This window comes from Sphingomonas sp. LR55 (genome assembly GCF_036856015.1).
Taxonomy (GTDB): Bacteria; Pseudomonadota; Alphaproteobacteria; order Sphingomonadales; family Sphingomonadaceae; genus Sphingomonas.
On sequence record NZ_JASPFO010000001.1, the window covers coordinates 3,817,486 to 3,842,119 of the forward strand.

Below are 24,634 nucleotides of genomic sequence, written 5' to 3' on the forward strand. Positions count from 1 at the left end.
ATAAACGAGTGGGCATGCAAGCGACCTGCGGGTGACTTGTAAGGACCGGGGCAGGAGGGCGGCGACGGATTTGCCGGTGGGGCCATCGGTGCCGATGCCAGGGCCGGGAGCAAAGGCCGTGCGGATGAAACGCGCCTTTGGAGACCAGTCGTGATCGCGCAACCAAACGCCGCGGCGCCGGTTGATCTCACATCATTATCCTTCACCGCAAAAGGAGCGATAGCATGGCCGAGGACATCAAGAGCGCAATCGATGAGGGCGTTGCACAGAACAAGGCGGCGACGGACCGCGCCGCCCGCGCCGCCAAGGATGCAACCGACACGATGCAGGCTGGCGCAGAGCAGGCTCGCAACGCGTTCTCCGAGAAGGTCCTCGATCCAGCCAAGCGCGCCGGTGAGGCGATGAAGGAGTCTGGCGGGAAGATCGCCGAGGGCGGTGCGACGATCGGCAAGACAATGATCGACCAGGCCGAGCAGAATGCGCGTGAGGCGTTCGCGGCGATGCGCGAGGCGGCCAGTGCGAAGGACCTGACGCAGGTCATGAAGATCCAGGGCGATTACCTCCGCGAGCAGAGCCAGCGCAGCATGAGCCAGGCGCGGGAGATCGGCGAGATGATCATGAAGTTCGGCAAGGACGCGGTCGCACCCTTGCGCGGCGACGGCCCGAAGTGACGGATCGCGGATCTGGCACTAGGCGCCGATGATCTGACGGGCGGCGGCCAGCGTCTTGTCGGGGTGGAGCGGCGTACGGACGAGCAAGAACGCCGCCGCTCCGATACGAAGACGGAGTAGTGGACCGCCAGCCTTGAAGTTTTTCTCCGCCGGTGTTGCACCCGCCACGGCAACGCGCGATTGCGACGATGCGTAATTATCGAGTGGAAGATGGATCGGGCCGTTCCCTTATCGCGAGCTACGCGTACCAGTGTGATGCTCAAGGCCGATGTGTTTCGGCTCAATCACAGCGCCGCCGAAAGTCATCGCGTGACCAATATCTCGGAGACCGGGATCTGCATCGTGCAGCCGGATGGCCTCGCGGTGGGTAGCGTAGTGGTCGTCGCGATCGGCCAGGTCCAGTCAGCGCCCGCGGACGTCGTCTGGGTTCGAGGCGGACTGGCGGGATTGAAGTTCCATACGCCGATCGACGTCGCCCGCGCGCGATCGCGGCGGGGTGCTGACGAAAAGGTCACGCCTCCCGCCGCGGGCTGGCTTGCGGAGTTGAACAACCCCTACGAGCGGTAGCCGATACGTTCGCCTCGTCGATTTTTGGGTCAGTACCTCGTGCGTTCCCAGGGCCGGTGCGAGCTCACCCACAACTCGTCATCCCAGCGAAAGCTGGGATATCCCCGTGATTACGGGTGCGTGCTGTCACACAAATATCCCAGCTTTCGCTGGGATGACGAGTTGAGGGTCGATTGACGGGCTTTGGGTCGATTGACGAGTTGTGGGTCAGTTGACGATTTGGAAGGCCCCGGGGGAGCAGACAGGCCGTGCGGCCCTACCGCCCCCGCGCCCGTTACAGCCCCTGGAGCTTCCCCAGGATGCTCATCGACTGTTCGGAGCCCGATTGCGGGACGATCTCGCCCGCGCGGTCGATGATTGCATCCCAGTGCGCCGCGACGCCTTCGACCGACAAATCGTCGCCGGTGAGCAGCTTGCCCTGCGTCAGCGTGACGTACGCCGCCTGGAACACGCCGGCACCGGCACCGACGATCATGTTGGTCGGCGCATCCTCCGACACCAGGAACACTGCGGCGGGCGCGACCTTGTCGGGCGAGAACGCCTTGAACGCCTCCTCGGGGAAGATGTCCTGCGTCATCCGCGTGCCGGCGGTCGGCGCGATCGTGTTGACCTTGATGTTGTTCTTCGCGCCCTCGATCGCGAGCGTCTTGGTCAAGCCGGCAAGACCCAGCTTGGCGGCGCCGTAGTTCGCCTGCCCGAAATTGCCGTAGAGGCCGGTCGACGACGCGGTCATCAGGATGCGGCCGTAATTTTGGCCACGCATCGTGTCCCATACCGCCTTGGTGGCGTTGGCCGAGCCGTTGAGGTGGACGTCGACGACGAATTTGAAGTCGGCGGGCTCCATCTTGGCGAAGCTCTTGTCGCGCAGGACGCCGGCGTTGTTGATCAGGACATGGACGTCGCCCCATTTTTCGGAGGCGCGGGCAACCATTTCGACCATCTGGTCGTAGTCGGTGACGCTGCCGCCGTTCGACATCGCCTCGCCGCCGGCCGCTTCGATTTCCTCGACGACCTTCAGCGCGGCGTCGGAATGGCCGGTGCCGTCGCGGGCGCCGCCGAGATCGTTGACGACGACCTTCGCGCCACGGCGGGCGAGCTCGAGCGCGTATTCGCGGCCCAGACCGCCGCCAGCGCCGGTGACGATCGCGACGCGGCCCTCAAAACCTATAGACATGGAAAAGGCGCTCCTCTCTTATAGTTGGAGCGCCTTTCCTAGAACGTAAAGCTGGCTAGGCAAGCGGCAGGATCACCCGCCGCTTGCTGCCGGACTTACTTGCCGCCCCGGTTGCGGCAGCCGTCTTTCACCGTCTTCGAGCACACCGGATACTCGGCGGGTGCTGGCGTCGGCGGCGTCACAGTCGGCTGACCGAACGTCACGCGGCCTGCGCCCGGTGCCATCGGTGCGGCTTCCATCGGTGCCGCAGCCTGATCGGCAGGGGCCGCCATTGCGGGGTCAGCAGGCGCTGCGGGATCGGCGGGTGCAGCCTGATCGGCCGGGGGTGCCTGCATCGCGGGATCGGCCGGTGCGGTCTGCGCGGCGGGGTCTCGCCGGCGGCGTCGTCTGGGCAATCACGGGCGACGCAAGAAGAGCGGCGGCGGCGAGAAGGATGGACTTCATATGAATCTCCTAAATGGGTGCACCATTTTGGTAGCGCGACGTCTGAACGCACTAACTCGCGCTTGGGTCCTTCGTTTCGCATCCGATTCCATTCGTCCCGCCGCTAGACCCATAGCGGGACAGAGTCCTCAGCCCCCCGTATCGAGTGAATAGCCTGCCGAACGGACGGTGCGTATGATGTCCGGGCGCTCGCCGACGTTGATCGCCTTGCGCAGTCGCCGGATGTGGACGTCGACCGTGCGGCTCTCGATATCCGAGTCGTGGCCCCACACCGCATCAAGCAGGCGTTCGCGCGAGAACACCCAGCCGGGATGCTCGAGGAAATGCTTGAGCAATCGGAACTCGGTCGGTCCGAGTGAGACGACTTCGCCCGAACGACGGACCTTGTGGCCGACCGTGTCCATCTCGATGTCGGCATAGCTGAGCGCTTCGCCGGCCAGCGCAGGGCGGACGCGGCGCAGGACCGCGCCGACGCGGGCGACGAGTTCGCGCGGGGAGAAGGGCTTTGTGACGTAATCGTCCGCACCGGTCTCAAGCCCGCGGACGCGATCCTCTTCCTCACCACGCGCGGTCAGCATGATGATCGGCACGTTCTGCGTCTCGGGTGCGCGGCGCAGGCGACGGCACACCTCGATCCCCGATAGCCCCTCGACCATCCAGTCGAGCAGGACGATGTCGGGCACCTTCTCCTTGGCGAGCAGCAAAGCTTCCTCGCCATCGGGGGTATGCGCGATCTCGAAATCCTCGCGCTTGAAATGCCAAACCAGCAATTCGGCGAGGGCGGCATCGTCCTCAACCAGCAGCATCTTCGCGCGTGCCATTATGCCTGCTCCTTCTTTATGCCGCGTTCGCGATCGACCATCTGCGTGCCGGTCGCGGCGAAATAGACCATCTCGGCGACGTTGGTGGCGTGATCGCCGATCCGCTCGAGGTTCTTGGCGACGAACAGCAGGTGCGCGACCTGGCCGATCGTCCTGGGGTTCTCGACCATGTAGGTGACGAGCGTGCGGAAGATGCTGTCGTAGAAATCGTCCAGCGCATTGTCGCACTCGACGACGCGGACGGCTTCCTCGGGGTCGCGCGCGGCGAACGCGTCGAGCACGTCGTGGACCATCTCGCTCGCCATCCGACCCATCGCGGGCAGGATCGAGATCGGCTCGATCCTATGCTCGCTCTCGATCATCGGCACTCGCTTGGCGATGTTCTTCGCGTAATCGCCGATCCGCTCGACGACGCCCGCGATCTTCAGCGCGGCGACGACTTCGCGAAGGTCGACTGCCATCGGCGCGCGCAGGGCGATGATCCGCACGGCCAGCCGCTCGACCTCGGCTTCGATGACGTCGATCTGCTTGTCGGCGACGCGGACCTGCTCCGCGAGCGCGAGATCGTTGCGTTGCAGCGCCTGCATCGCCTTGTCGATCGCGTCCTCGGCGAGCCCGCCCATCTGCGAGATCAACCCGCGGAGCTCGCCGATGTCGTTGTCGAAGGCCTTGACCGTATGCGTGTTCATGGTCGTTTCCCGACTCAGCCGTAACGGCCGGTGATGTAATCCTTGGTCCGCTCTTCGCGGGGATTGGTGAAGATGTCCGAGGTGTTGCCGTATTCGACCAGCGTGCCGAGGTGGAAGAACGCGGTCTTCTGACTGACGCGCGCCGCCTGCTGCATGTTGTGCGTGACGATCACCATGGCGTAGCGGCCGCGCAGTTCGTGGATCAGCTCCTCGATCTTCGCGGTCGCGATCGGATCGAGCGCCGAACATGGTTCGTCCATCAGGATGACCTCGGGATCGACCGCGATCGCGCGCGATACAGAGACGCTGCTGCTGGCCGCCCGACAGCGCGGTGCCGCTGTCCGAGAGGCGATCCTTGACCTCGTCCCACAGGCCCGCCCGGCGCAGCGACTTCTCGACGATCCGGTCGAGATCCGCCTTTGCGCCCGCGAGACCGTGGATGCGCGGGCCGTAGGCGACGTTCTCGTAGATCGATTTCGGGAACGGGTTGGGCTTCTGGAACACCATGCCGACGCGGGCGCGGAGCTGCACCACGTCCATGTCGGGCGAGTAGATATCCTGGCCGTCGAGCTTGATCTCGCCTGTGACGCGCGCACTCGCGACGGTGTCGTTCATCCGATTGAGCGTGCGCAGGAAGGTCGACTTGCCGCAGCCCGACGGGCCGATGAACGCAACGACTTCGTCTTGGTCGACGTCGATCGAGACATCGTTGATCGCGATCTTGCTGCCATAGGCGACGGAGACGTTGCGCGCCGTCATCTTGAGGACGGGAGGCTTGAAAGGTTTTGGCATCACCAGCGGGTCTCGAATCGGTTGCGGAGGTAGATCGCGACGCCGTTCATCGCGAGCAGGAACACGAGCAGGACGATGATCGCGGCGGAGGTCTTCTCGACGAAGCCGCGGCTGACCTGATCGGACCAGAGGAAGATCTGGACGGGCAGCACGGTCGCGGGATCGCTTAGCCCGGACGGCGGGGCTGCAATGAACGCGCGCATGCCGATCATCAGCAGCGGCGCGGTCTCGCCGAGCGCGCGTGCCATGCCGATGATCGTGCCGGTGAGGATACCGGGCAAAGCGAGCGGCAGGACGTGGTGGAACACGACCTGGACTGGCGACGCGCCGATCCCGAGCGCCGCGTCGCGGATCGACGGCGGGACCGCCTTGATCGCGTTGCGCCCGGCGATGACGATCACCGGCATCGTCATCAGCGCGAGCGTCAGGCCGCCGACGATCGGTGCCGAACGGGGCATCCCGAACGTACCGAGGAAAACGGCCAGCCCGAGCAGGCCGAAGATGATCGACGGGACCGCCGCGAGGTTGTTGATCGACACCTCGATCAGGTCGGTCCAGCGGTTCTTCGGCGCGTATTCCTCGAGATACAGCGCCGACAGCACGCCGATCGGGAAGGCGAGCAACAGCGTAACCGCCATCGTCAACAGCGATCCCTTGAACGCGCCCCAGATCCCGACGCGGGTGGCGTCGGTCGAGTCGGCGTAGGTCAGGAACCCGGCATTGAACCCGCGCGACACCGCGCCGCGGGCGTTGAGGCGTGCATAGGTCGCCTCCGCCTCGGGCGTGCCGACGCCCTTGGCGGCGACGTCGATCGGGCTGGAGACGGGGACTTCGAACACCGTCCTGCGCTGGAGCAGCGACGGGTCGGCCTTGATCGCATCGCGGACCACCGCCCACGCGCCGTCGGACAACAGGTTCGCGCCGTCCTTGCCGTAGGCGGTGCTCGCGGCGGCCAGCACTGTGCCTTCGAGGCCGGCGCCGGCGAGCGCGAGATCGGCGCCGCGTCCGACCAGCCGCGAAGGCTCGATCGGCAGTTTCGCCGCCGCGAGATCGACCGGGAGCGCGACGCGCGTCTCGACGAACCCGCTCGCGCCTTGGCTCAGCATCGAGAACAACAGGAAGGCGAGGAACGCGGCCGACATCCAAACCGCGGCGAGCCCGGCGAAACGGAAGCGGCGCTCGGACGCGTAGCGACGCTTGATCCGCGATTGCATCGCCTGCGTCGTCCAGTCGGTCGGGACGCGGCGCACCGGCTCGGCCGTGCTGGTCGGCAGGGGGGTGACAAGCGTGTCAGTCATAGGCTTCGCGGTACCGTTTGACGACGCGGAGCGCGACGATGTTGAGAAGGAGGGTGACGACGAACAGCGTCAGGCCCAGCGCGAACGCGGCGAGCGTCTTGGGGCTGTCGAACTCCGCCTCGCCGGTCAGCAGGTCGACGATCTGCTTGGTGACGGTGGTGGTGCTGGCGAACGGGTTGAGCGTCAGCGTCGCGACTCCGCTCGCGGCCATGACGACGATCATGGTTTCGCCAATTGCGCGCGACACGGCCAGTAGCACGCCGCCGACGACGCCGGGGAGGGCGGCCGGGAGCAGCACGCGGCGGATCGTCTCGGACGAGGTCGCGCCCATTGCGAGGCTGCCGTCGCGCATCGACGACGGGACCGCTGCGATCGAGTCATCCGCCATCGACGAGACGAACGGGATGATCATGATGCCCATCACGAGCCCCGCGGCGAGCGCGCTTTCGGACGACGCCCAGCTGATCCCGATCGACACCGCGAGATCGCGCACCGCCGGCGCGACGGTCAGCGCGGCGAAATAACCGTAGACGACGGTCGGCACGCCCGCGAGCATCTCGAGGATCGGCTTCATCCATTTGCGCGTGGTCGGCTTGGCATATTGCGTGAGGTAGATCGCGCTCATCAGCCCGAACGGGATCGCGACGATCATGGCGATCACCGCGCCGATGAAGAACGTCCCCCAGAACAACGGCACCGCGCCGAGCGACGCGCCCGGATCGCGCGCGTCGATCACCTGCGGGCTCCAATGCGTCCCGAACAGGAAGTCGGTGATCGGCACGACCGAGAAGAACCGCACCGATTCGTACAGCAGCGACGCGACGATCCCGACGGTGGTGAGGATCGCGATCAGCGACGCGCCGAGCAGCGCGAGCATGACGACCCGCTCGATCTGAGTCCGCGCGCCGAACCCGGGTCTGACGCGAGTGAACGCGAACGCGCCGCCGGCAAAGGCGAGCAGCAGCGCGGCGGCGGTGGCGATCCAGTCGTAGCGCGATTGCGCCGCGGCGTAGGAGAGGGCGAGCGTCTGCGCGAGACCGTGGAAGGCGCCGAAGCTGCGGCCCTCGGCGAGGCTGCGCGCTTCGGACAGGATTGAGGCGCGGTCGAAGCCGGGCGGGGGAGCTGGATGGCCGCCGGGGTCGCGAGGACCGCGTCGGTGACTAGCGCGGGCGACGTTACCGACCACACCACGAGGAAGACGAGCGGCGGGATCGCGGTCCACAACGCGACGTACCAGCCGTGATGCGAGGGGAGCGAACTGAACCTGGCGGTGCTGCCGGCGCGGAAGCGGGTGGCGCGGACGCGCGCGGTGAGCCAGCCGATGAGACCGAGGCCTGCGACGAGGAAGAGGAGAGCGATGGCGGACATTATGCTTCTCGCCCGCCAAGATTCGTTGCGCGCATGCGCACCACCTCACCAGCCGCCACCCCGGCGAAGGCCGGGGCCCAGGTGGAAAGGTCGAGGTAACGGCGCGCCGCTTCAGCCAAATCAACGGTGCCCAACTGGGCCCCGGCCTTCGCCGGGGTGGCGGCGGTCGCTGGGGTGGTTGCCCTGTTGTGTGAACCAAACGTCACCAAACCCCCGTTCCCCCGCGGACGCGGGGGCCCAGCTAAGTTCCGATATCGAGCTTGGCCCCTGGACCCCCGCTTTCGCGAGGGAACCGAAAAGAAGGCGGGCGTAGTGAACAGGAAACCGATCACGATAACACCGCCGGATCCAGCACCGTCTCGTTCGCGATGATCGCCGCCGATCGCGCCTGGATCGCAGCGGGCGCCGCGATCAGCCCGCGCTTCACCAGCGGCCCGCTCACACCCCAATTCGCCGCATACAGCTTCAACAAGTTTCGCAGCCCCGGAATCGCGGTCAGATGCGCCTTCTTCACATAGATATACAGCGGCCGAGACCCCGGATACGCATTGTCCGCGATCGTCGCATAGGTCGGCGCGACACCCGAGATCGACACGCCGTTCACCGCGTCCTTGTTTTCTTCGAGATAGCTGTACCCGAACACGCCGATCGCATTCGGGTTCGACTGCAATTTCTGGACGATCAGATTGTCGTTCTCGCCCGCGTCCACATACACCCCGTCCTCGCGCACCCGCGTGCAAAGCGCCTTGTGGGCATCGGCATCGGACTTCGCGAGCGCCTTGGCCGAGGGATCGCTCGCCTCGCACCCCTTGGTGAGAATTAGCTCGGCGAGCGCATCGCGCGTCCCGCTCGTTGCGGGCGGCCCGTAGACCTGAATTGGCACCGCGGGCAGGGCCGGGTTCACGTCACGCCACACCCGTGCCGTGTTCACCTTGCCACCCGGATTAGCGGCGAGCGCCTTGTAGAGGTCGGTCGGCGTCAGCTGCATCTTCGGGCCGTTCTTCGCCTCGGCAAAGGCGATGCCGTCGATCCCGACCTGGATTTCCATCACGTCGCGCACGCCATTCTCGGCGCAGCTCTTATATTCGCTCGCCTTCATCCGCCGCGATGCATCCTCGATATCGGGGTGCGCCGCGCCGATTCCCGCGCAGAACAGCTTCATCCCGGCGCCGGTGCCGGTCGATTCGATCACCGGCGCCTTCGCATCGGGATCGTTGGCGACGAGCTGCTCGGCGATCATCGTCGTGAACGGATAGACGGTCGAGGACCCGACCGCGGTGATCTGGTCGCGCGAGCCTGCACCGCCGCCGTTCGCCTGATCGACGCACGCCGCCAGAGCGCCCGTCACCGCCCCCAACACTCCTAGAAGAACGAACCGCTGCACCAGAATTCCCGTCATGCACCGGCCTTAGCGGTACTTAAGGCGATCCTGTGTGACAGTTGCGTTACCCTTTTATGACACCGCCTTTTGCCACCACGCCGCTTGGCGGCAGAATGACCGACACGGTGGTGCCGACGCCGACCTGGCTGGCGATATCGAGCCGTCCGCGATGCCGCTCGACGATGTGCTTGACGATCGCGAGGCCGAGCCCGGTGCCGCCTAGCGACCGGCTGCGGCCTGCATCGGCGCGATAGAAGCGCTCGGTCAGCCGCGGGATATGGACCGCCGCGATGCCGTCGCCCTCGTCGCGGATCGACAGGCGGATCATGCCGGCATCGTCGCGTTTCAGCGCGATCGTCACCGGCGTCCCCGCGCGACCGTATTTCATCGCATTGCCGATCAGATTGTGGAGCATCTGCGACAGCTGGACGCGGTCGCCTGATACCGCCGGCAGGTCCGAAGCGATCGTCGCGACCAGATCCTGCCCGCGATCACCCGCTGCGTCGGCCAGTTCCTCGCGCGTATCCTCCACCAACTGCGCGAGATCGACCGCGCTGTCGGGCAGGCGGAACTTCTCCGCCTCGATTCGGCTCAACGAGATCAGATCCTCGACCAGCCGTTGCATCCGCCGCGCCTCGTCGTCCATCACCTTGAGGAAGCGCGCGCGAACGTCCGCATCCTCGCCCGCCTCGTCGCGCAGCGTCTCGATGAAGCCGAGGATCGACGCGAGTGGCGTGCGTAGCTCATGGCTCGCATTGGCGACGAAATCGATCCGCATCCGTTCGGCGGCATAGTTGCCGGTCTGGTCGACGAGGTGGACGATCCGCTGTCCGTCCGATGCCTCGCTCAGCCGCATCTCCCAGCGTTGGTCGCGCGTGCCGAGCCCGACCAGTTCGATCGGCCGCTCGCCATCGATCGGTCCCGGAGTCCCCAGTCGCTCGGCCGCCGCCGGATGTCGGATCGCGACGCGCGCATCCTCGCCGAGGATATGCGCGCCGAGCAACGTCCGGGCGGCGCGGTTGGCGAGCGTCACGCGCCCGTCCTGTACCAGCAGCACCGGCGCGACGATCGCATCGAGCACGTCGTCGAGCACCGACGGCGCGGTATGCGCCGCATCGTCGGGGGCAGGCGCCTCGTCGCCAGTCCCTGCCGCGACCAGCGCGGCGGCGATCCCGCCGACCACCGCGACGATCGCACCCTGCACGTCGCGCGTAATCGCGAACACGCCGATCGATGCGACGACGACGACGACGATCGCCCAGAAGGTACGCAGGCCAAATCCCGACAGCATTGTAATCTCCAGGGCGCACAGACTGGGCGCTCGCCCGTCCTAGTTCGGTACGGTCGGCGCGGCTATATTGTCAGCGCTTCAGGATTGTGAAAGGGCTGCACTATAGCAGGGGCATCATGGACGATACGCGATTCACTCAGGACCCGCCTAACCCGGATGCCGCCGCAAGCGCCGACGTGCCGTCGCGGCGGCGCGTGCTAGCGCTTGGTGCGGTGACGGCCGGTGCGGTGATGTCGATCCGGCCCGCGCTCGCGCAGACCGCGGGGTCGGTACTGAACTGCGAAATACCCGTCCCCGATGCGAGCCGCGCAGGCAGCTACATCGATGCCGATGGCAAGGTCGTTCCCGCGCGTACCAGGGGGCGTTTCCCTCGTCGCCACGTCCGTTCAAGGGCGAAGAGGTCAAGCGCGCGATGGCCAATGGCAGCACGCTGCCCGGGACCGATTCTGGAGCGCAGCCGCGCCTATGTCAAATATATCCGCCGGTTGCAGCGTGGCCAGGGCGGCTTCACCTGTTTCGCATCGCTGCAGATGCCGCGCGGCTGAGGCCGTGGATAATGCGGTCTATCGCGCACCGCCGAGCGATGGCCTGCTGATTGCACCGCTCGACGAGTTTACCGCGGTCTATCACCGGGCGTCGGGGATCACGCATCTGCTGACCGACCCCGCGCCACAGATCCTCGCTGCTGTGCAGGAGGGGCGCGGTCGCTCGATGCGCTGCTCGTGCATCTCGGGCGCGACTATGATCTGACTGACGGCACCCGCGAGGCTTTGGCGGCGCGGCTCGATGAACTGGTGGAGGCCGGGCTGGTCGAGCGCGCATGAGGCACGCCTTCTCCGTGCGGATCGGCCCGGTCGGCTTCCGCATCGGTTCGGACTGGCGCGCGCCGATCGCGCACCTCGAGACGCTGTACCGCGATTATCCCAAGCCGCTGGACGGCGTTCCCGACTTCACGGTCCGGCTGTTCGCGCGTCGGCCTTGGCGCCGTTTCCTCCGCCCGTCGGTCGAGATCGGCGGTGATTACATGCTGCCCGAGGCTGCCCCGCTGCCGTTGCGCCAGGGGCTGCTTGCCGCCGAGATGGCGATGAACCTGCAGATGGCGCTGGGTGCGCGGCGGTATCTGTTGCTGCATGCGTCGGCAGTCGAGCGCGACGGGCGTGCGCTGTTGATGACCGGCATCTCGGGGGCGGGCAAGTCGACGCTCGCGACGCTGCTGGCGGCGAAGGGCTGGCGGTTCATGGGGGACGAGTTCGTGCTGCTCGAACCGGCGACCGGGCTCGTCCACGCGTTCCCGCGGCTGATCAGCCTGAAGAACGAGGGGATTGTCGCGGCCGAGGCGGCATGGCCCGAGGCGCGGATGGGGCCGCTGCTGCGCGCGACGCCGAAGGGCGACATCCGCCACATGGTCCCCGATGCGCGGGCGATCGCAGCGATGAACGTGCCTGCGCGGCCGGCGTTGCTGGTATTCCCGCGCTACGGCTTCGCGCCCGAGACGCGGTCGGTCCAGCCCGGCGAGGCATTCGTGCGGATGACGCAGGCCTCGACCAACTATGTCGCGCTCGGCGAGGCGGGGTTTCGCGCGCTGACCGGCCTGATCGCCGACGTGCCCGCGATCGCGGTGGACTATCCCGATGGGCCGAGCGCGATCGAACAGGTCGAGGCCTTATGGGCGGACCTGTGACCGACGCCCGCATGCTCGCGCGGGCGCTGGCCGATCCGTCAAGCGTTGTCGGGCTCGATGCGGAAGGGTGGACCGCGTTGCTGGCGATGGCGCGCGCGGAACAGTTGATCGGGACACTGGCGCTGCGGCTCGACGGTCTGGCGATGCCGAACGCGGTGAAGGCGATCCTCGCCGACGCGCGGGCCGCCGCGGAGCACGGCAGGCGCGCGGCATTGTGGGAGGCGGAGATGGCACGGCGCGCGCTCGCCGCGGTCGACTGCCCGGTCGTGCTGCTGAAGGGCACCGCGTTCGTCGCGGCGAGGTTGTCGGCGGGGCAGGGGCGGTCGATCGGCGATCTCGACATTTTGGTGCCGCGCGCCTCGCTCGATGCGGTCGAGGCGGCGCTGCTTGCGGCGGGGTGGGAATGGGTGAAGCCCGACCCGTATGACGAGGTCTATTACCGCCGCTGGATGCACGAGCTCCCGCCGCTGATCCACCGCGAGCGCGATCGGATGATCGACGTCCACCATACGATCCTGCCGTTGACGGCGCGGATCACGCCCGATGCGGGGGCGCTGATCGAGGGGAGCGTGGCGCTGGAGAACGGCCTGCGCACGCTCTCCTCCAACGGTATGATCGTCCACGCCGCGGCGCACCTGTTCGCGGACGGCGATCTGGCGGGCGGGTTGCGCAACCTGTGGGACATCCGCTGTCTGGTCGACGAGTTCGGGACCGATGGGCTTGGCGCGGACGCGCTTCATCATGGTTTGCACCGGGAGGTGGCGCGATCGCTGCGGCTGGCCGATGCGCTGTTCGGCGAGGGCCGCACGCGCTGTATCGATCGCCTCTACATCCGCCGCCTGACCGCGCGGGACGGTTGGGGCAGGCCGACGCGCCCGCTGACCCGGTTCGCCTTCTATGTCCGCTCGCACTGGTTGCGGATGCCGCCGGCAATGCTGGTGCGACATCTCTGGACAAAGTTCAGGAAGGGGTGAGCTTGGCTGCTATCCGTCTTCGCAGACGCCACGACCGCTTCCTCACTCGGCACCTCGTCCCCTCCTGCCGTCACCCCAGCGAAAGCTGGGGTCTCCCTGTTTGGCGAGCGACGGTGGCCTGCACGATGATACCCCAGCTTTCGCTGGGGTGACGGGAATTGGGTGACGGGAATTGGGTGACGGGAATTGGGAGGCGGCGGAGACCGGGAGGAGGACGCTGGGCTTCAGCTCGCCCGGCGTTACGGCAACCGCGCGCCGCGCCCGCGCCGGGCCGCCCAGACGATCAGCAACACCAACGTGATCGCCAGCGTATCGGCGATCCAGTCGTGGATGTCGCAATCGCGGTGCAGCGACGGGATCGACTGCAGCACCTCGATCAGCGCGCCGAGGAACGACAGCCGCTCGCCGATCCGGAACAGCCGGGCGGTCGGGAACGAGAGCGCCGCCAGCAACGCCATCGTGGCGAATGCGAGCATATGCTCGAACTTGTCGCCGAACTGGTCGGTCGGCATGTGCGGCGGCTTCGGCAGCAGCGCCATCGTCACCGCGAACACCACCGCAAGGACCAGCGCGACGCGCGTGAGCGTCGTCCGGTTCATGCGCCGAGCCTTTCCAGCGTCGGCATCAGTTCGTCGTAGCCGTCGATCACCGCGTCGGCGCCAAGCTCGGCGACCGGCTGCATCAGGAAGCCGAAGCTGCATGCGATCGCCGGCAGCCCCGCCGCCTGTCCGGCCTGGATGTCGAAGACCGAATCGCCGACGAACGCGGCGCGGCCGCCGCCACACAGCTTCACCATCGCATGGATCGGCATCGGCGAGGGCTTCGACTCGGTCAGCGTGTCCCCGCCGAGGATGCACGCGAACCGATCGGTCAGCCCGAGTTCGGCGAGCACGGTCCGCGCGAACCGCTCGATCTTGTTGGTGACGATGCCGAGCGTCACGCCCTTCGCCGCCAGTGCGTCGAGCGCCTCGATCACGCCCGGATACGGTCTGGTATGCACGCAGATATTCGCCTCGTAGTAAGCGAGAAGCTTCGCATGCAGCGAGTCGAGCATCGCCTCGTCATAGCCGCCGGTCGCAGTCAGGCCCTGCTTGAGCATGTGCCGCGCGCCGCCGCCGATCATCGGCTTGACCTGCTCGACGGTCAGCTGTGGGCGATCGACCGAGGCGAGCGCATGATTGACCGCGGCGGCAAGGTCTCCACTGGTGTCGAGTAGCGTGCCGTCGAGGTCGAACCCGACGATATCGAATAAAAATGCGTCATTGCACAGGGGCCTGCCAGCGACGCTATGGAATTGGCAAGGCTTTCGTGGCAGCGATCCTTCCATGACGACGCATTCCAACGACCAACCGTTTCCGGCGCATCCGATCGCGGTGGTGATCCTCGCGGCCGGCAAGGGCACCCGGATGAAATCGGACCTGCACAAGGTGCTTCACCCGATCGCCGGGCGGCCGATGCTGCTGCATCTGGTCGCAAGCGCGGCGGCATTGCACCCCGCGAAGACGGTCGTCGTCACCGGGGCGGGGCGCGAGCAGGTCGAGGCGGCGGTCGCGCCGCACGGCATTGCCACCGCGCTCCAGGCCGAACAGCTCGGTACCGGGCATGCGGTGGCGCAGGCCCGCGCGGCCCTTACCGGGTTCGAAGGCGACGTGCTCATTCTCTACGGCGACGTGCCACTGGTCACCGCGGCGACGATGCAGCGGATGATCGATCGGTTGCACGGCGACGATATTCCTGCGGTGGTCGTGCTCGGCTTCCGCCCCGCCGATCCCGGTGCCTATGGTCGCGTCATCGCCGACGCTGCGGGCCGGATGGACCGGATCGTGGAGTATAAGGACGCGTCGGAGGCGGAACGTGCTGTGACGCTCTGCAATTCCGGACTGATGGCGGTGCGTTCGACAGACCTCTTCGCGTTGCTCGACCGGCTCGGCAACGACAATGCGGCGGGCGAATATTACCTGACCGATATCGTCGAGCTTGCCGCCGCCGCCGGCCGTTCGTCCGCCGTCATCGAAACCGGCGCGGACGAAGTGGCCGGCGTCAACAGCCGTGGCGAGCTCGCCGGCGTCGAGGCTGCCTGGCAGACGACGCGTCGCGCACAGGCGATGGCGGACGGCGTGACGCTGATCGCGCCCGACACCGTCTGGTTCGCGCACGACACGCAGCTCGGTCGTGACGTGGTGATCGAGCCCAACGTCGTGTTCGGCCCCGGCGCGCGGATCGAGGACGGCGCGACGATTCACGCGTTCAGCCACGTCGAAGGCGCCACCGTCGGCAAGGGTGCCAATGTCGGCCCGTTCGCGCGCCTCCGCCCCGGCGCGGAACTGCACGCGGATGCCAAGGTCGGCAATTTCGTCGAGGTCAAGAAAGCCGTTATCGGCGAGGGCGCGAAGGTCAGCCACCTCACCTATATCGGCGACGCGGACATCGGTGCAGGCGCGAACATCGGCGCGGGGACGATCACCTGCAATTACGACGGTTATTTTAAATACCGCACCGTCATCGGCGAGGGGGCGTTCATCGGTTCCAACTCGGCCTTGGTCGCGCCGGTCACGATCGGCGCGGGCGCGATCGTTGCGGCAGGCTCGGTCGTGACCAGCGATGTCGAGGCCGACGCACTCGCGTTGGTCCGCCCGGAGCAGATCGCCAAACCCGCTTGGGCCAAGCGCTTCCGCGAGCGGATGATAGCCCGTAAGGCTGCCCGATAAGCGTGTTTCTGGAGTAAGATCGTATGTGTGGCATCGTTGGAATTCTGAGCGGCGAAGACGTCGCGGGTCGGTTGCTCGACGGTCTGAAGCGGCTCGAATATCGCGGCTATGACTCGGCGGGTATCGCCACCGATAATGACGGCGCGATCGAGCGTCGGCGTGCGTCGGGGAAACTCGTCAACCTGGCCAACGAACTCGCCGCGCATCCGCTGCCCGGTAAGACCGGTATCGCGCACACGCGTTGGGCAACGCATGGCGGCCCGACCACCAACAATGCGCATCCGCATGCGACCGGCGAAGTCGCGGTGGTCCACAACGGGATCATCGAGAACTTCAAGCCGCTGCGCGAAGAGTTGATCGCGCGCGGTCGCGTGTTCACCAGCGAGACCGATACCGAAGTCGTCGCGCATCTGGTCAGCGAGAAGGTCGAGGCGGGGATGGACCCAGTCTCCGCCGTCCGCGAGATCCTGCCGCGGCTGCACGGTGCGTTCGCGCTCGCGATCCTGTTCCGCCAGCATCCCGACCTGCTGATCGGTGCGCGTCTTGGCTCGCCCTTGGTCGTCGGCCACGGCGACGGAGAGATGTACCTCGGCTCGGACGCGCTGGCGCTTGCGCCGCTCACGCAGCGGATCGCGTATCTCGACGAGGGCGACTGGGTCGTGCTGACCCGCGACGGTGCGCAGGTCTATGACCGCGACAACGCGCCCGTCGAGCGCGCGATCACGCTGTCCGGGATCACCGGCGAGGTGATCTCGAAGGGCAACCACAAGCATTACATGCTGAAGGAGATCTACGAGCAGCCGATCGTCGTCGCGCAGACGCTCCGCTCGTATCTCAAGCGGATGGAAGGCGAGATCACGCTGCCGATCCCCGAGTTCGACCTGTCGAGCATCAAGCGCGTGACGATCGTGGCGTGCGGGACGAGCTTCTATGCCGGCATGGTCGCCAAATACTGGTTCGAGCAGTTCGCGCGCGTTCCCGTCGATCTCGATGTCGCGTCGGAGTTCCGGTACCGCGCGCCGGTGATGGAAGACGGCGGCTTGGCGCTGTTCATCTCGCAGTCGGGCGAGACCGCGGACACGCTGGCCGCGCTACGCCACGCCAAGGCCGAGGGCCAGAAGATCGCGGTCGTCGTCAACGTGCCGACCAGCTCGATGGCGCGCGAAGCGGATCTGCTGCTGCCGACGCATGCCGGGCCGGAAATCGGCGTGGCCTCGACCAAGGCGTTCACCTGCCAACTTGCCGTGCTCGCTGCGCTTGCCGCAAACCTGGCGCGTGCGAAGGGGCTGCTGACGCGGGATCAGGAGCGCGAGATCGTCCGCCACCTCGCCGAGGCCCCTGCCGCACTCAACGGCGCGCTTGCGTATGACGAGGCTATCGAGGCGATGGCGCACAAGATCGCGAGCGCGCGCGACGTGCTGTATCTTGGCCGCGGCACGGATTACCCGCTGGCGCTCGAAGGCGCACTGAAGCTGAAGGAAATCAGCTACATCCATGCCGAGGGCTATGCCGCTGGCGAGATGAAGCACGGACCGATCGCGCTGATCGACGAGCATGTCCCGGTCATCGTCATCGCGCCGTCGGGGCCGCTGTTCGACAAGACCATCAGCAACATGCAGGAAGTCATGGCACGTGGCGGCAAGGTCGTGCTGATCTCGGACTATGACGGGATCCAGGCGGCCGGCGAAGGCTGCATGGCGACGATCACCATGCCCAAGGTCCACCCGCTGATCGCGCCGCTGGTTTATGCGGTGCCGGTGCAGCTACTGGCGTATCACGTAGCGGTGCTCAAGGGCACGGATGTCGACCAGCCACGCAACCTCGCGAAGAGCGTCACGGTCGAGTAGCGTACGCGAGCGTTTAAATCCCCCCGCATGGGGGAGGTGTCGCCGGAGGTGACGGAGGAGGAGGAACGCGCAACAGCGGTAATTCCTTTCCTCCCCCTCCGTCAGGCTGGCGCCTGCCACCTCCCCCTTGCGGGGGAGGATTGCAACATCGCCTTACTTGTCACTGCGGACGAGTTCGGTCTCGGCGAGATGTTCGGCCAGGAACCACACTTGCGGCTCGTGCGTGCGGATGATGTTGCTCACCAGCAGGTCGTTGGTGCCATCGTCGCCGGACTCGTCGGCGGCTTCCGCGCCCTCATGCGCCTGGCGCAAGATGATCTCGTGCGCTTCGAGCAGGCGGGCGAGCTGCGTCGGGACATCCTCGCGGCCCTTGGGCGGGCGGGGGATCGTCGTCATCTCGGCGACGTCGTGCGCCATCGCGATCGAGATGCCGCCAAGCGCCATGATCCGTTCCGCAATGAGATCGACCAGCGCAGCCTGCTCCTCGTAATGTTTGTCGAGCAGCAGGTGCAGTTGGTAGAAGGTGGCGCCCGACATCTGCCAATGATGCTTTTTGTACATGTCGCGGATCGTCATCGTATCCGCGAGCACCTGGTTCAGCGTCGCGACGCTCTGCGCGCGGGCGTTGTCCTCCAGCGCGATCGGCAGGCGCTTGAGCGTGCCGTAAGGCTGGATCTCGCGGTATTCGACCTTGTACTGCGGCTGCGCCTCGACCGAGGTATCGAGCTTGGGCAATTTTGCGGGCTTCTTCGCCATCGGGAAATTCCTGTCTGTTGACGTAAACCGAACTCGTTGAACGCACGACTGCGCGGATCGACTGCGAACGAATTGTCCGCTCACAGTGATCGCGTTCGGTGGGCTTAGCATCATTACCCGTCGGCGCCCCCTTGACTGTGTGGCGTCCACAAAGGAAGCGGGCCGCCGCAACGTGTTGGGAGTTTGGGATGACGGAAGCACCTCTGGTCGCAGGTATCGAACTTGGCGGGACCAAATGCATCTGTATTCTTGCGCGCGGGCCCGACCAGATCGAGGAAACCGTGCGTATCCCGACTACCCGGCCCGACGAGACGATGGCGGCGATCGAAGCTGTGCTCGACCGGTGGAGCGGGTTCGTCGCGATCGGCATCGCCAGCTTCGGTCCGGTCTCGATCGATCGGCATTCGCATGATTACGGCCACATCACCTCGACTCCCAAGCCGGGCTGGGCGGGCACCGATGTCGCAGGGCGGTTGCAGCGCCGGTACGGCGTGCCGACCGGCTTCCACAGCGACGTCGTCGGCGCGGCGCTCGCCGAGGCGTTCTGGGGCGCGGCGAAGGGGCTGCCCGATATCGCGTACGTGACCGTCGGTACCGGCGTCGGCGCGGGGTTGATCGCCAACAACCGCCCGGTCGACGGGCTGACGCATTCCGAGCTCGGCCATATCCGGCCTGCGCGGTTCCACGGCGACGACTGGATCGGCAATTGCCCGTTCCACGGCGCCTGCATCGAGGGGCTCGTCGCCGGTCCGGCGATCGCCGCACGGATTGGTCATCCTGCGGACGAGGCACCGGCCGAGCATCCGGTCTGGGACGGGGTCGCCGATGCGCTGGGGCAGCTGTGTCACACGCTGGTGCTGACCGGGATCCCGCGACGCATCGTGATGGGCGGCGGTGTGATGGGCGCGTCGCACCTGTTCCCCCGCGTCCGCGCAGCGATGACGCGCAGCCTGGGGGGCTATATCACGCTGCCCGAGGTCGCGTTGACCGACACGTTCATCGTGCCGCCTGCGCTGGGCAACAATGCCGGGCCGCTCGGGGCGATCGTGCTCGGCGGACAGGCTCTTGGCCATCAGCTGGAAACGTCGTTTACGGCGTCTTAACCGTACCTCGTTACCGCTTCGTAGCAAGAACTGGAGGCACGTATGCCATCGCTGGACGGCGACGGTCGTGTCTCACGAGGAGCGGTTTCCGATGCGCATTCTGATCGTGGACGACGAGCCGCCGATGCACGACAGCTACCGGCGTAGTTTCGCCGGGCCACGATCGCGTACCGGGTCCGCCTTGGACGCGATGGCGGTCGAGCTGTTCGGCGAAGACGGCGTCGATGCGACCGACGATGCGCCCGCGTTCGTACTGACCTATTGCGACCAGGGGCTCGACGCGGTCGCCGCGATCGAGCGGGCGGTGGTCGACGATGAGCCGTTCGCGGTTGCGTTCATCGACGTGCGGATGCCGCCGGGAATCGATGGCCGCGAAACCGCGAAACGCATCCGCGCGCTCGATCCGGACATCAACATCGTCATCGTCACCGGCTATTCGGATTTCTCGCCGATCGAGATCAGCAAGGTCGCCGGCCCCGCCGACAAGATCTTCTACATCGCCAAGCCATTCGAGGTTGCCGAGATTTTGCAGACCGCGACCGCACTCGCGCAGCGCTGGCGGAACGATCGTGATCTGGCGACGGCGCGCGACCTGCTCGCGGCACAGGTCGTGCAACTCGAGGAACAGGGTGCCGAACTGGCGGCGAACGAGAGTCGCGCGCTGCACATGGCGACGCACGATTCGCTGACCGACGCACCCAACCGGCTCGCCTTTTTGCGGGCGCTGGCGGCACGGACGCGCGACGAAGGGCTGTTCGCCACCGTGATGATCGATCTCGATCGCTTCAAGCTGGTCAATGATACGCTCGGGCATCTCGCCGGCGATGCGCTGATCCGCGAAATCTGTGCGATTCTCAATCAGGCTGCGCCCGAGGGAGCGATCGTCGCGCGGCTCGGCGGCGACGAGTTCGGGATCCTGTTCGAGACGCCGGGCGAGGCGGCGGCGGTGATGGCCTGCGAACTGATCGTCAGCGCGTGCTCGGTCAGTCTGCAGGTGTTCGGCAATTCGGTGCAGGGTGGGGCCTCCGCCGGACTGGTCGTGACCGCGGGCGGGCAGGGCGGCGATCCGGTCGACGTGATCCGCCGTTCCGACCTTGCCCTCAACGACGCGAAGCGCGGCGGGCGCGGCATCGTCCGGCTGTTCGACGAGAGCATGGACGAAGGCATCCGTTTTCGCCGTCGCGTCGAATCCGGTCTCGGCCAGGCCATCGAAAGGGGCGAACTCAGCCTGGTCTATCAGCCGATCGTCTCCCGCGATGCGATCGAGGTGGTCGGGTTCGAGGCGCTGGTCCGGTGGAGTACACAGGAATATGGGCTGATGAGCCCGGCGATCTTCATTCCGATCGCGGAGGAATCGAACCTCATCCACGAACTTGGCGACTGGGTGTTGGGCGAGGCGCTCGACGTGCTGAAGCAATGGCCTGGCCAATATGTCTCGGTGAACTTTTCCCCGCGCCAGTTTCGCCGCCACAATTTCGTCGGGCACATCATGAAGAGCGTTCAGCGCGCTGGCATCGCGCCGGCGCGGCTGCAGATCGAGATTACCGAAACCGCGATCTTCGACGATGCGGAGCGTGCCGCCGAAACGCTCTACAAACTGCGGCAAATGGGCTTCCGCATAGCGCTCGACGACTTCGGCACGGGCTATTCGAGCCTCTACAACATCCGCAAGTTCGCGCTGGACTGCCTCAAGATCGACAAGTCGTTCATCGATGGCATGGGCCGCGAACGTGAAAGCGCCGCGATCGTCCATTCGATCATCCATCTCGGCCGCGCCCTCGGCCTCGGCGTGATCGCGGAAGGCGTCGAGACCGAGGCGCAGGTCCAGGCGCTGCGCCTCGCCGGTGCGAGCCATATGCAGGGGTATTTCTTCTCGCGCCCGGTCACCGCCGATCGCGCGCTCGAGATGGCGCTGACCGGCACGGTCGACGGTAGCGACGACGTGTCCAACGACGACCACAAGATCCGCCAGACGTTCGGGATACGCGGCTAATGCCGTCTGCCGCGATGGGCCGGCTGCCGCCTGTTCTGGGCCGGCAGTTCGGACGCACGCGGACACGCTCGTCGCTCGGTGCCAAGCTGGTGATGATCATGACCGCGGTCGGGCTGGTCGCGACGATTGCGATCACGCTGCTGCTCGCCAGCATCATCACGCCCAGCTTTACCCAGCTCGAAGACAAGGCGACCGCCGGGCAGGTCGCGCGGGCGCGCGCTGCTGTATCGGACTATGCCGCCAACGTCGAAAATGCGGTGCGTGACTATGGCGACTGGAACGGCAGCTATGCCTACATGGCCGACCCACGCGCCGGTTTCGATCGCGAAAGCCTTTTACCGCAGGCGATGTACGAAATCGGGGTCGACGGCATGGCCTATGTCAGCCCCGCCAACCGCGTCGTGATCGCCCGCTGGCGCGATGCGGCTGGTAGCAAGCAGGCGAACATCCGGCGTCAGCAACTGACGACGATGATCGCGCGAACCGATCTTGCCACGGTGCTTGGCCGGCGCAGCTCGGGACGGTTCTATGCCCGTATCGGCGACTCGGTGGCAGCGATCGGCGTTGCCCGCGTCCGTCGTTCGGACGGTAGCGGCACTCCGCGCGGCTATGTCCTGATGGCGCGCGTGATGACGACCGAGCAAGCGTCCAGGGTACTGCGGGCCCGCGCGCAGATCGACACCACAGCGCCCGGCAATGCCGTCGCCATTGCCGCCGGCCCCACGAAGCTGACGATTGCGGTGCCATTGATCGGGGCCGATGGTCATGCCGTCGCCAGCGCGCGGTTCAGCGTCCCCCGCGATGTCTCGCTGTTGGGGCGGCGCATGCTGCTGCTCGCGGTTGTCGGCTCGACCATGTTGCTCTTGCTGGTACTGGTGATGCTCCGGCGGATGATCGAGCGGCTCGTGCTGCGTCCGCTGCACCGTGTCGAAAGCCACATGCAGCGGGTGCGGGCATCGGGCTCGCTAGCGCTGCTGGAAGAGGACGGCCGGCGCGACGAGGTTGGCTCGCTCGGCAGGAGCTTCAATGCGATGCTGCGTCAGTTAAAGGACCTGCGCGAACAGATCGAAGTCCAGTCGTTCGATTTGGGACGAACCGAAAGCGCGGTCGCGGTCATGCACAACGTCCGCAACGCGCTGAATCCGATCAGCACGATCCTCAGCCAGGGAATTATGCAGTCCGCCGCGGTCGACCGGACGACGATCGATCGTGCGATTGCCGAACTCGCGCGCGGCGACATACCCGATGCACGTCGCCGCAAACTCAGTATGTTCGTCGCGGCCGCGATCGACGCCGAAACCACCGACCGCGAGACCATGCGCCGCGAACTGGCGATCGGCCGCGAGGCGATGGCGGATGTTCTGGAAATCATCGGCCAGCAACAACGCGCCGCGCATGAACGCCCCGCGCTGGAGGTGTGCGACGTCAGCGACATCATCGCCCGAAATGCGACGATCGCGCGCTATTCGCTGGACACCTCGATCGCGTTCAGTTTTCCCGCCGGCCCGAGCCCGGTGATGGCGAGCCGGGTCATCCTCAGTCAGGTGATCGGCAACATCTTCGGCAACGCGGTCGAATCCATCGTCGCGCGCGGCACGGGCAGCGGATCGATCGTGGCGACCATCACCGAAACGAAGGGCCGAGTCACCGTGGCAATCCGCGACGACGGCGAAGGCTTTTCCCCTGAGGCTGGGGCGATGCTGTTTCAACGCGGGTTTTCGACGCGGGCGCACAAGTCGGGCGGGCTCGGGCTCCACTGGTGCGCCAATTCGATGGCTGCGATGAAGGGAACGCTGCGGTTGGAAAGCGACGGGCCAGGGCTTGGCGCCGTCGCGCTACTGACGCTGGATGCGGCCGATGCAGCGATCTCCAACGCGGCGTAGCGCGGACCGGCTCGAACAGGTCACAACAGGCTTGGTTGCACCTCGTCGTCGTCGCCCATGATTCCGGATAGCGTCAGGCCGAGCAGCCGCACGCCGTCGGGTACCGGCAGTTGCGCCATCAGCAGTTCGAGTCCCGCTGCAAGGAACGCCGCCTTGTTGGTCACTGCAGCCTGCGACGATCTGGCGCGGGTGATCGTACGAAAATCGGCGTGGCGGAGTTTCAGCGTGATCGTGCGCCCGCGCGTCCCGTGCCGTTCGATCCGCACCCATGCCGCATCCGCCACGCGGTGAAGCGCCGCGCGGAGGTCTTCCGCGGTGGTAAGATTGGTCTCGAAGGTGCGTTCGGCACCGACCGATTTCGCCGCGCGATCGACCCGCACCGGGCGATGGTCGATGCCGCGCGCCGCGCCGTAGAGATAGTCCGCATAGCTCCCGAAATGTGCCTGAAGGAACGTCAGCGTCTGCGCGAACAGGTCGGCGCCCGTGAGGATCCCCAGCCGCTCCATCTTCTGCGCGGTGACCGGTCCGACGCCGTGGAACCGCTTGACCGGCAACGACTGGACGAACGCAGCGCCGCGTTTTGGCGTGATGATGCACATCCCGTCGGGCTTGTTCTGATCCGAGGCGAGCTTGGCGATGAACTTGTTGTAGCTCACCCCGGCGGACGCGGTCAGTCCGGTATCCGCCTTGATCCTGGCGCGGATTTCCTCCGCGATCGCCGCCGCGGTTCCAAGGCCGCGGATATCCTCGGTCACGTCGAGATACGCCTCGTCGAGCGACAGCGGTTCGACCAGCGCGGTGTAGTCGGCGAAGATCGCGCGGATCTGGTCGGACACGCCGCGGTACACGTCGAACCGCGGCGGCACGAATACCAGGTCGGGACAGCGCCGGATCGCGGTTACGGAGGGCATCGCGCTGCGTACGCCGAACGCGCGGGCTTCGTAGCTTGCCGCTGCGACCACGCCGCGCGCGCGATCCACCGACCGCCACCGGCCTGCCCTTCAGCGAGGGATCGTCGCGCTGCTCGACCGATGCGTAGAAGGCATCCATGTCGACATGGATCACCTTGCGCTGCGCGGGAGGCTGGGTAGGAGGAAGCATCAGCGCGTTAGATAGGCGCGTGAGGGGCGGCGATACAGGGTGCATCCGCAACCAATCGCGCGGCCGCGGGTACTGCCGACGGGCAACGAAGG

21 protein-coding genes and 4 pseudogenes are annotated in these 24,634 nt (G+C 66.4%); 11 read left to right on the forward strand and 14 right to left on the reverse strand.

Going from position 1 to position 24,634, the window contains the following annotated elements; all coding sequences use genetic code 11:
- Positions 1 to 224 precede the first annotated feature (224 nt).
- Positions 225 to 671: a phasin family protein gene (locus QP181_RS18475; RefSeq protein WP_243643293.1), complete on the forward strand. Its 447-nt coding sequence runs from the start codon at positions 225 to 227 to the stop codon at positions 669 to 671.
- Positions 672 to 689: 18 nt separating this feature from the next.
- On the opposite strand, the gene QP181_RS18480 is transcribed toward QP181_RS18475, so the two are convergent.
- Positions 690 to 839, reverse strand: coding sequence for a hypothetical protein (locus QP181_RS18480; protein WP_333929428.1), 150 nt, complete (start codon positions 837 to 839; stop codon positions 690 to 692).
- Between the two features lie 87 nt (positions 840 to 926).
- Between QP181_RS18480 and QP181_RS18485 the strand changes: the two genes are divergently transcribed.
- Positions 927 to 1,238 carry a PilZ domain-containing protein gene (locus QP181_RS18485; RefSeq protein ID WP_333929429.1) on the forward strand — a complete coding sequence of 104 codons (312 nt, stop codon included), beginning with the start codon at positions 927 to 929 and terminating at the stop codon, positions 1,236 to 1,238.
- Between the two features lie 274 nt (positions 1,239 to 1,512).
- Here the strand turns inward: QP181_RS18485 and QP181_RS18490 are convergent, their stop codons facing one another.
- The 9 genes and pseudogenes from QP181_RS18490 to QP181_RS18530 all read right to left on the reverse strand — a co-directional run bounded on the left by QP181_RS18490 (position 1,513) and on the right by QP181_RS18530 (position 10,496).
- Entirely contained in the window at positions 1,513 to 2,412 is a 900-nt protein-coding gene (locus tag QP181_RS18490; protein WP_333929430.1) for an SDR family NAD(P)-dependent oxidoreductase, read from the reverse strand.
- 95 nt (positions 2,413 to 2,507) lie between these two features.
- Complete coding sequence (locus QP181_RS18495) at positions 2,508 to 2,747, reverse strand: hypothetical protein (protein WP_333929431.1); 240 nt, start codon at positions 2,745 to 2,747, stop codon at positions 2,508 to 2,510.
- Between the two features lie 237 nt (positions 2,748 to 2,984).
- Positions 2,985 to 3,677: a phosphate regulon transcriptional regulator PhoB gene (gene phoB / locus QP181_RS18500; protein WP_055873047.1), complete on the reverse strand. Its 693-nt coding sequence runs from the start codon at positions 3,675 to 3,677 to the stop codon at positions 2,985 to 2,987.
- On the reverse strand, positions 3,677 to 4,366 hold the full coding sequence (gene phoU, locus QP181_RS18505; RefSeq protein WP_056057297.1) for a phosphate signaling complex protein PhoU: 690 nt from the start codon (positions 4,364 to 4,366) through the stop codon (positions 3,677 to 3,679). Before phoU ends, phoB begins: the two co-directional genes overlap by 1 nt.
- Positions 4,367 to 4,380: 14 nt before the next feature.
- A pseudogene (gene pstB, locus QP181_RS18510) lies at positions 4,381 to 5,158 on the reverse strand (phosphate ABC transporter ATP-binding protein PstB).
- Entirely contained in the window at positions 5,158 to 6,372 is a 1,215-nt protein-coding gene (gene pstA, locus QP181_RS18515; RefSeq protein ID WP_443027604.1) for a phosphate ABC transporter permease PstA, read from the reverse strand. The pseudogene pstB and the gene pstA overlap by 1 nt, the downstream one beginning before the upstream one ends.
- Before the next feature lie 76 nt (positions 6,373 to 6,448).
- Positions 6,449 to 7,824: pseudogene (gene pstC, locus QP181_RS18520) on the reverse strand (phosphate ABC transporter permease subunit PstC).
- A gap of 328 nt (positions 7,825 to 8,152) precedes the next feature.
- Positions 8,153 to 9,223, reverse strand: coding sequence for a substrate-binding domain-containing protein (locus QP181_RS18525; RefSeq protein WP_333929433.1), 1,071 nt, complete (start codon positions 9,221 to 9,223; stop codon positions 8,153 to 8,155).
- A gap of 46 nt (positions 9,224 to 9,269) precedes the next feature.
- Positions 9,270 to 10,496: an ATP-binding protein gene (locus tag QP181_RS18530; protein WP_132737769.1), complete on the reverse strand. Its 1,227-nt coding sequence runs from the start codon at positions 10,494 to 10,496 to the stop codon at positions 9,270 to 9,272.
- A gap of 116 nt (positions 10,497 to 10,612) precedes the next feature.
- Here QP181_RS18530 and QP181_RS18535 point away from each other — a divergent pair.
- The 4 genes and pseudogenes from QP181_RS18535 to QP181_RS18550 all read left to right on the forward strand — a co-directional run bounded on the left by QP181_RS18535 (position 10,613) and on the right by QP181_RS18550 (position 13,151).
- Positions 10,613 to 11,041: pseudogene (locus tag QP181_RS18535) on the forward strand (hypothetical protein).
- A gap of 4 nt (positions 11,042 to 11,045) precedes the next feature.
- Positions 11,046 to 11,246: a hypothetical protein gene (locus QP181_RS18540; protein WP_333929434.1), complete on the forward strand. Its 201-nt coding sequence runs from the start codon at positions 11,046 to 11,048 to the stop codon at positions 11,244 to 11,246.
- Between the two features lie 70 nt (positions 11,247 to 11,316).
- Complete coding sequence (locus QP181_RS18545; protein ID WP_333929435.1) at positions 11,317 to 12,177, forward strand: HprK-related kinase A; 861 nt, start codon at positions 11,317 to 11,319, stop codon at positions 12,175 to 12,177.
- The gene (locus tag QP181_RS18550; RefSeq protein ID WP_333929436.1) at positions 12,162 to 13,151 is read left to right on the forward strand and encodes a nucleotidyltransferase domain-containing protein; all 990 of its coding nucleotides are present in this window, start codon (positions 12,162 to 12,164) and stop codon (positions 13,149 to 13,151) included. Before QP181_RS18545 ends, QP181_RS18550 begins: the two co-directional genes overlap by 16 nt.
- A gap of 239 nt (positions 13,152 to 13,390) precedes the next feature.
- Here QP181_RS18550 and QP181_RS18555 read toward each other — a convergent pair whose 3' ends face one another.
- A complete protein-coding gene (locus tag QP181_RS18555; RefSeq protein WP_132896170.1) occupies positions 13,391 to 13,750 on the reverse strand; it encodes a VanZ family protein in 360 nt (119 codons plus the stop codon).
- Positions 13,747 to 14,478 (reverse strand): HAD-IA family hydrolase, encoded by a 732-nt coding sequence (locus QP181_RS18560; protein WP_333929437.1) that lies wholly within the window; start codon positions 14,476 to 14,478, stop codon positions 13,747 to 13,749. The genes QP181_RS18555 and QP181_RS18560 overlap by 4 nt, the downstream gene beginning before the upstream one ends.
- On the opposite strand from QP181_RS18560, the gene glmU reads away from it, so the two are divergent.
- Both glmU and glmS read left to right on the forward strand, forming a co-directional pair.
- Complete coding sequence (gene glmU, locus QP181_RS18565) at positions 14,477 to 15,859, forward strand: bifunctional UDP-N-acetylglucosamine diphosphorylase/glucosamine-1-phosphate N-acetyltransferase GlmU (RefSeq protein ID WP_333929438.1); 1,383 nt, start codon at positions 14,477 to 14,479, stop codon at positions 15,857 to 15,859. The two genes, QP181_RS18560 and glmU, sit on opposite strands and share 2 nt — an antisense overlap.
- A gap of 23 nt (positions 15,860 to 15,882) precedes the next feature.
- The gene (gene glmS / locus QP181_RS18570; RefSeq protein ID WP_333929439.1) at positions 15,883 to 17,706 is read left to right on the forward strand and encodes a glutamine--fructose-6-phosphate transaminase (isomerizing); all 1,824 of its coding nucleotides are present in this window, start codon (positions 15,883 to 15,885) and stop codon (positions 17,704 to 17,706) included.
- Positions 17,707 to 17,859: 153 nt separating this feature from the next.
- Here the strand turns inward: glmS and QP181_RS18575 are convergent, their stop codons facing one another.
- Positions 17,860 to 18,462 carry a Dps family protein gene (locus tag QP181_RS18575; RefSeq protein ID WP_132737793.1) on the reverse strand — a complete coding sequence of 201 codons (603 nt, stop codon included), beginning with the start codon at positions 18,460 to 18,462 and terminating at the stop codon, positions 17,860 to 17,862.
- Between the two features lie 188 nt (positions 18,463 to 18,650).
- Here QP181_RS18575 and QP181_RS18580 point away from each other — a divergent pair, with 188 nt between their 5' ends.
- The 3 genes from QP181_RS18580 (at position 18,651) to QP181_RS18590 (ending at position 23,441) form a co-directional block, all read left to right on the forward strand.
- A complete protein-coding gene (locus QP181_RS18580; protein WP_132737796.1) occupies positions 18,651 to 19,565 on the forward strand; it encodes an ROK family protein in 915 nt (304 codons plus the stop codon).
- Between the two features lie 91 nt (positions 19,566 to 19,656).
- Complete coding sequence (locus QP181_RS18585) at positions 19,657 to 21,558, forward strand: putative bifunctional diguanylate cyclase/phosphodiesterase (protein ID WP_333929440.1); 1,902 nt, start codon at positions 19,657 to 19,659, stop codon at positions 21,556 to 21,558.
- Positions 21,558 to 23,441 carry a CHASE4 domain-containing protein gene (locus QP181_RS18590; RefSeq protein WP_333929441.1) on the forward strand — a complete coding sequence of 628 codons (1,884 nt, stop codon included), beginning with the start codon at positions 21,558 to 21,560 and terminating at the stop codon, positions 23,439 to 23,441. Before QP181_RS18585 ends, QP181_RS18590 begins: the two co-directional genes overlap by 1 nt.
- A 20-nt stretch (positions 23,442 to 23,461) precedes the next feature.
- Here the strand turns inward: QP181_RS18590 and dinB are convergent.
- A pseudogene (gene dinB, locus QP181_RS18595) lies at positions 23,462 to 24,542 on the reverse strand (DNA polymerase IV).
- Positions 24,543 to 24,634: the final 92 nt, after the last annotated feature.

Excerpts from the sequence above, each read along its gene's own strand:
- pstA (WP_443027604.1), bottom strand. The coding sequence starts at position 6,372 with ATGCAATCGCGGATCAAGCGTCGCTACGCGTCCGAGCGCCGCTTCCGT.
- QP181_RS18525 (WP_333929433.1), bottom strand. The coding sequence starts at position 9,223 with ATGACGGGAATTCTGGTGCAGCGGTTCGTTCTTCTAGGAGTGTTGGGG.
- phoB (WP_055873047.1), bottom strand. The coding sequence starts at position 3,677 with ATGGCACGCGCGAAGATGCTGCTGGTTGAGGACGATGCCGCCCTCGCC.
- QP181_RS18555 (WP_132896170.1), bottom strand. The coding sequence starts at position 13,750 with ATGAACCGGACGACGCTCACGCGCGTCGCGCTGGTCCTTGCGGTGGTG.
- QP181_RS18495 (WP_333929431.1), bottom strand. The coding sequence starts at position 2,747 with ATGCAGGCACCCCCGGCCGATCAGGCTGCACCCGCCGATCCCGCAGCG.
- QP181_RS18475 (WP_243643293.1), top strand. The coding sequence starts at position 225 with ATGGCCGAGGACATCAAGAGCGCAATCGATGAGGGCGTTGCACAGAAC.
- QP181_RS18575 (WP_132737793.1), bottom strand. The coding sequence starts at position 18,462 with ATGGCGAAGAAGCCCGCAAAATTGCCCAAGCTCGATACCTCGGTCGAG.
- QP181_RS18490 (WP_333929430.1), bottom strand. The coding sequence starts at position 2,412 with ATGTCTATAGGTTTTGAGGGCCGCGTCGCGATCGTCACCGGCGCTGGC.
- QP181_RS18545 (WP_333929435.1), top strand. The coding sequence starts at position 11,317 with ATGAGGCACGCCTTCTCCGTGCGGATCGGCCCGGTCGGCTTCCGCATC.
- QP181_RS18580 (WP_132737796.1), top strand. The coding sequence starts at position 18,651 with ATGACGGAAGCACCTCTGGTCGCAGGTATCGAACTTGGCGGGACCAAA.
- phoU (WP_056057297.1), bottom strand. The coding sequence starts at position 4,366 with ATGAACACGCATACGGTCAAGGCCTTCGACAACGACATCGGCGAGCTC.
- QP181_RS18530 (WP_132737769.1), bottom strand. The coding sequence starts at position 10,496 with ATGCTGTCGGGATTTGGCCTGCGTACCTTCTGGGCGATCGTCGTCGTC.
- QP181_RS18585 (WP_333929440.1), top strand. The coding sequence starts at position 19,657 with ATGCGCATTCTGATCGTGGACGACGAGCCGCCGATGCACGACAGCTAC.
- QP181_RS18560 (WP_333929437.1), bottom strand. The coding sequence starts at position 14,478 with ATGGAAGGATCGCTGCCACGAAAGCCTTGCCAATTCCATAGCGTCGCT.
- QP181_RS18485 (WP_333929429.1), top strand. The coding sequence starts at position 927 with ATGCTCAAGGCCGATGTGTTTCGGCTCAATCACAGCGCCGCCGAAAGT.
- glmU (WP_333929438.1), top strand. The coding sequence starts at position 14,477 with ATGACGACGCATTCCAACGACCAACCGTTTCCGGCGCATCCGATCGCG.
- QP181_RS18590 (WP_333929441.1), top strand. The coding sequence starts at position 21,558 with ATGCCGTCTGCCGCGATGGGCCGGCTGCCGCCTGTTCTGGGCCGGCAG.
- glmS (WP_333929439.1), top strand. The coding sequence starts at position 15,883 with ATGTGTGGCATCGTTGGAATTCTGAGCGGCGAAGACGTCGCGGGTCGG.
- QP181_RS18550 (WP_333929436.1), top strand. The coding sequence starts at position 12,162 with ATGGGCGGACCTGTGACCGACGCCCGCATGCTCGCGCGGGCGCTGGCC.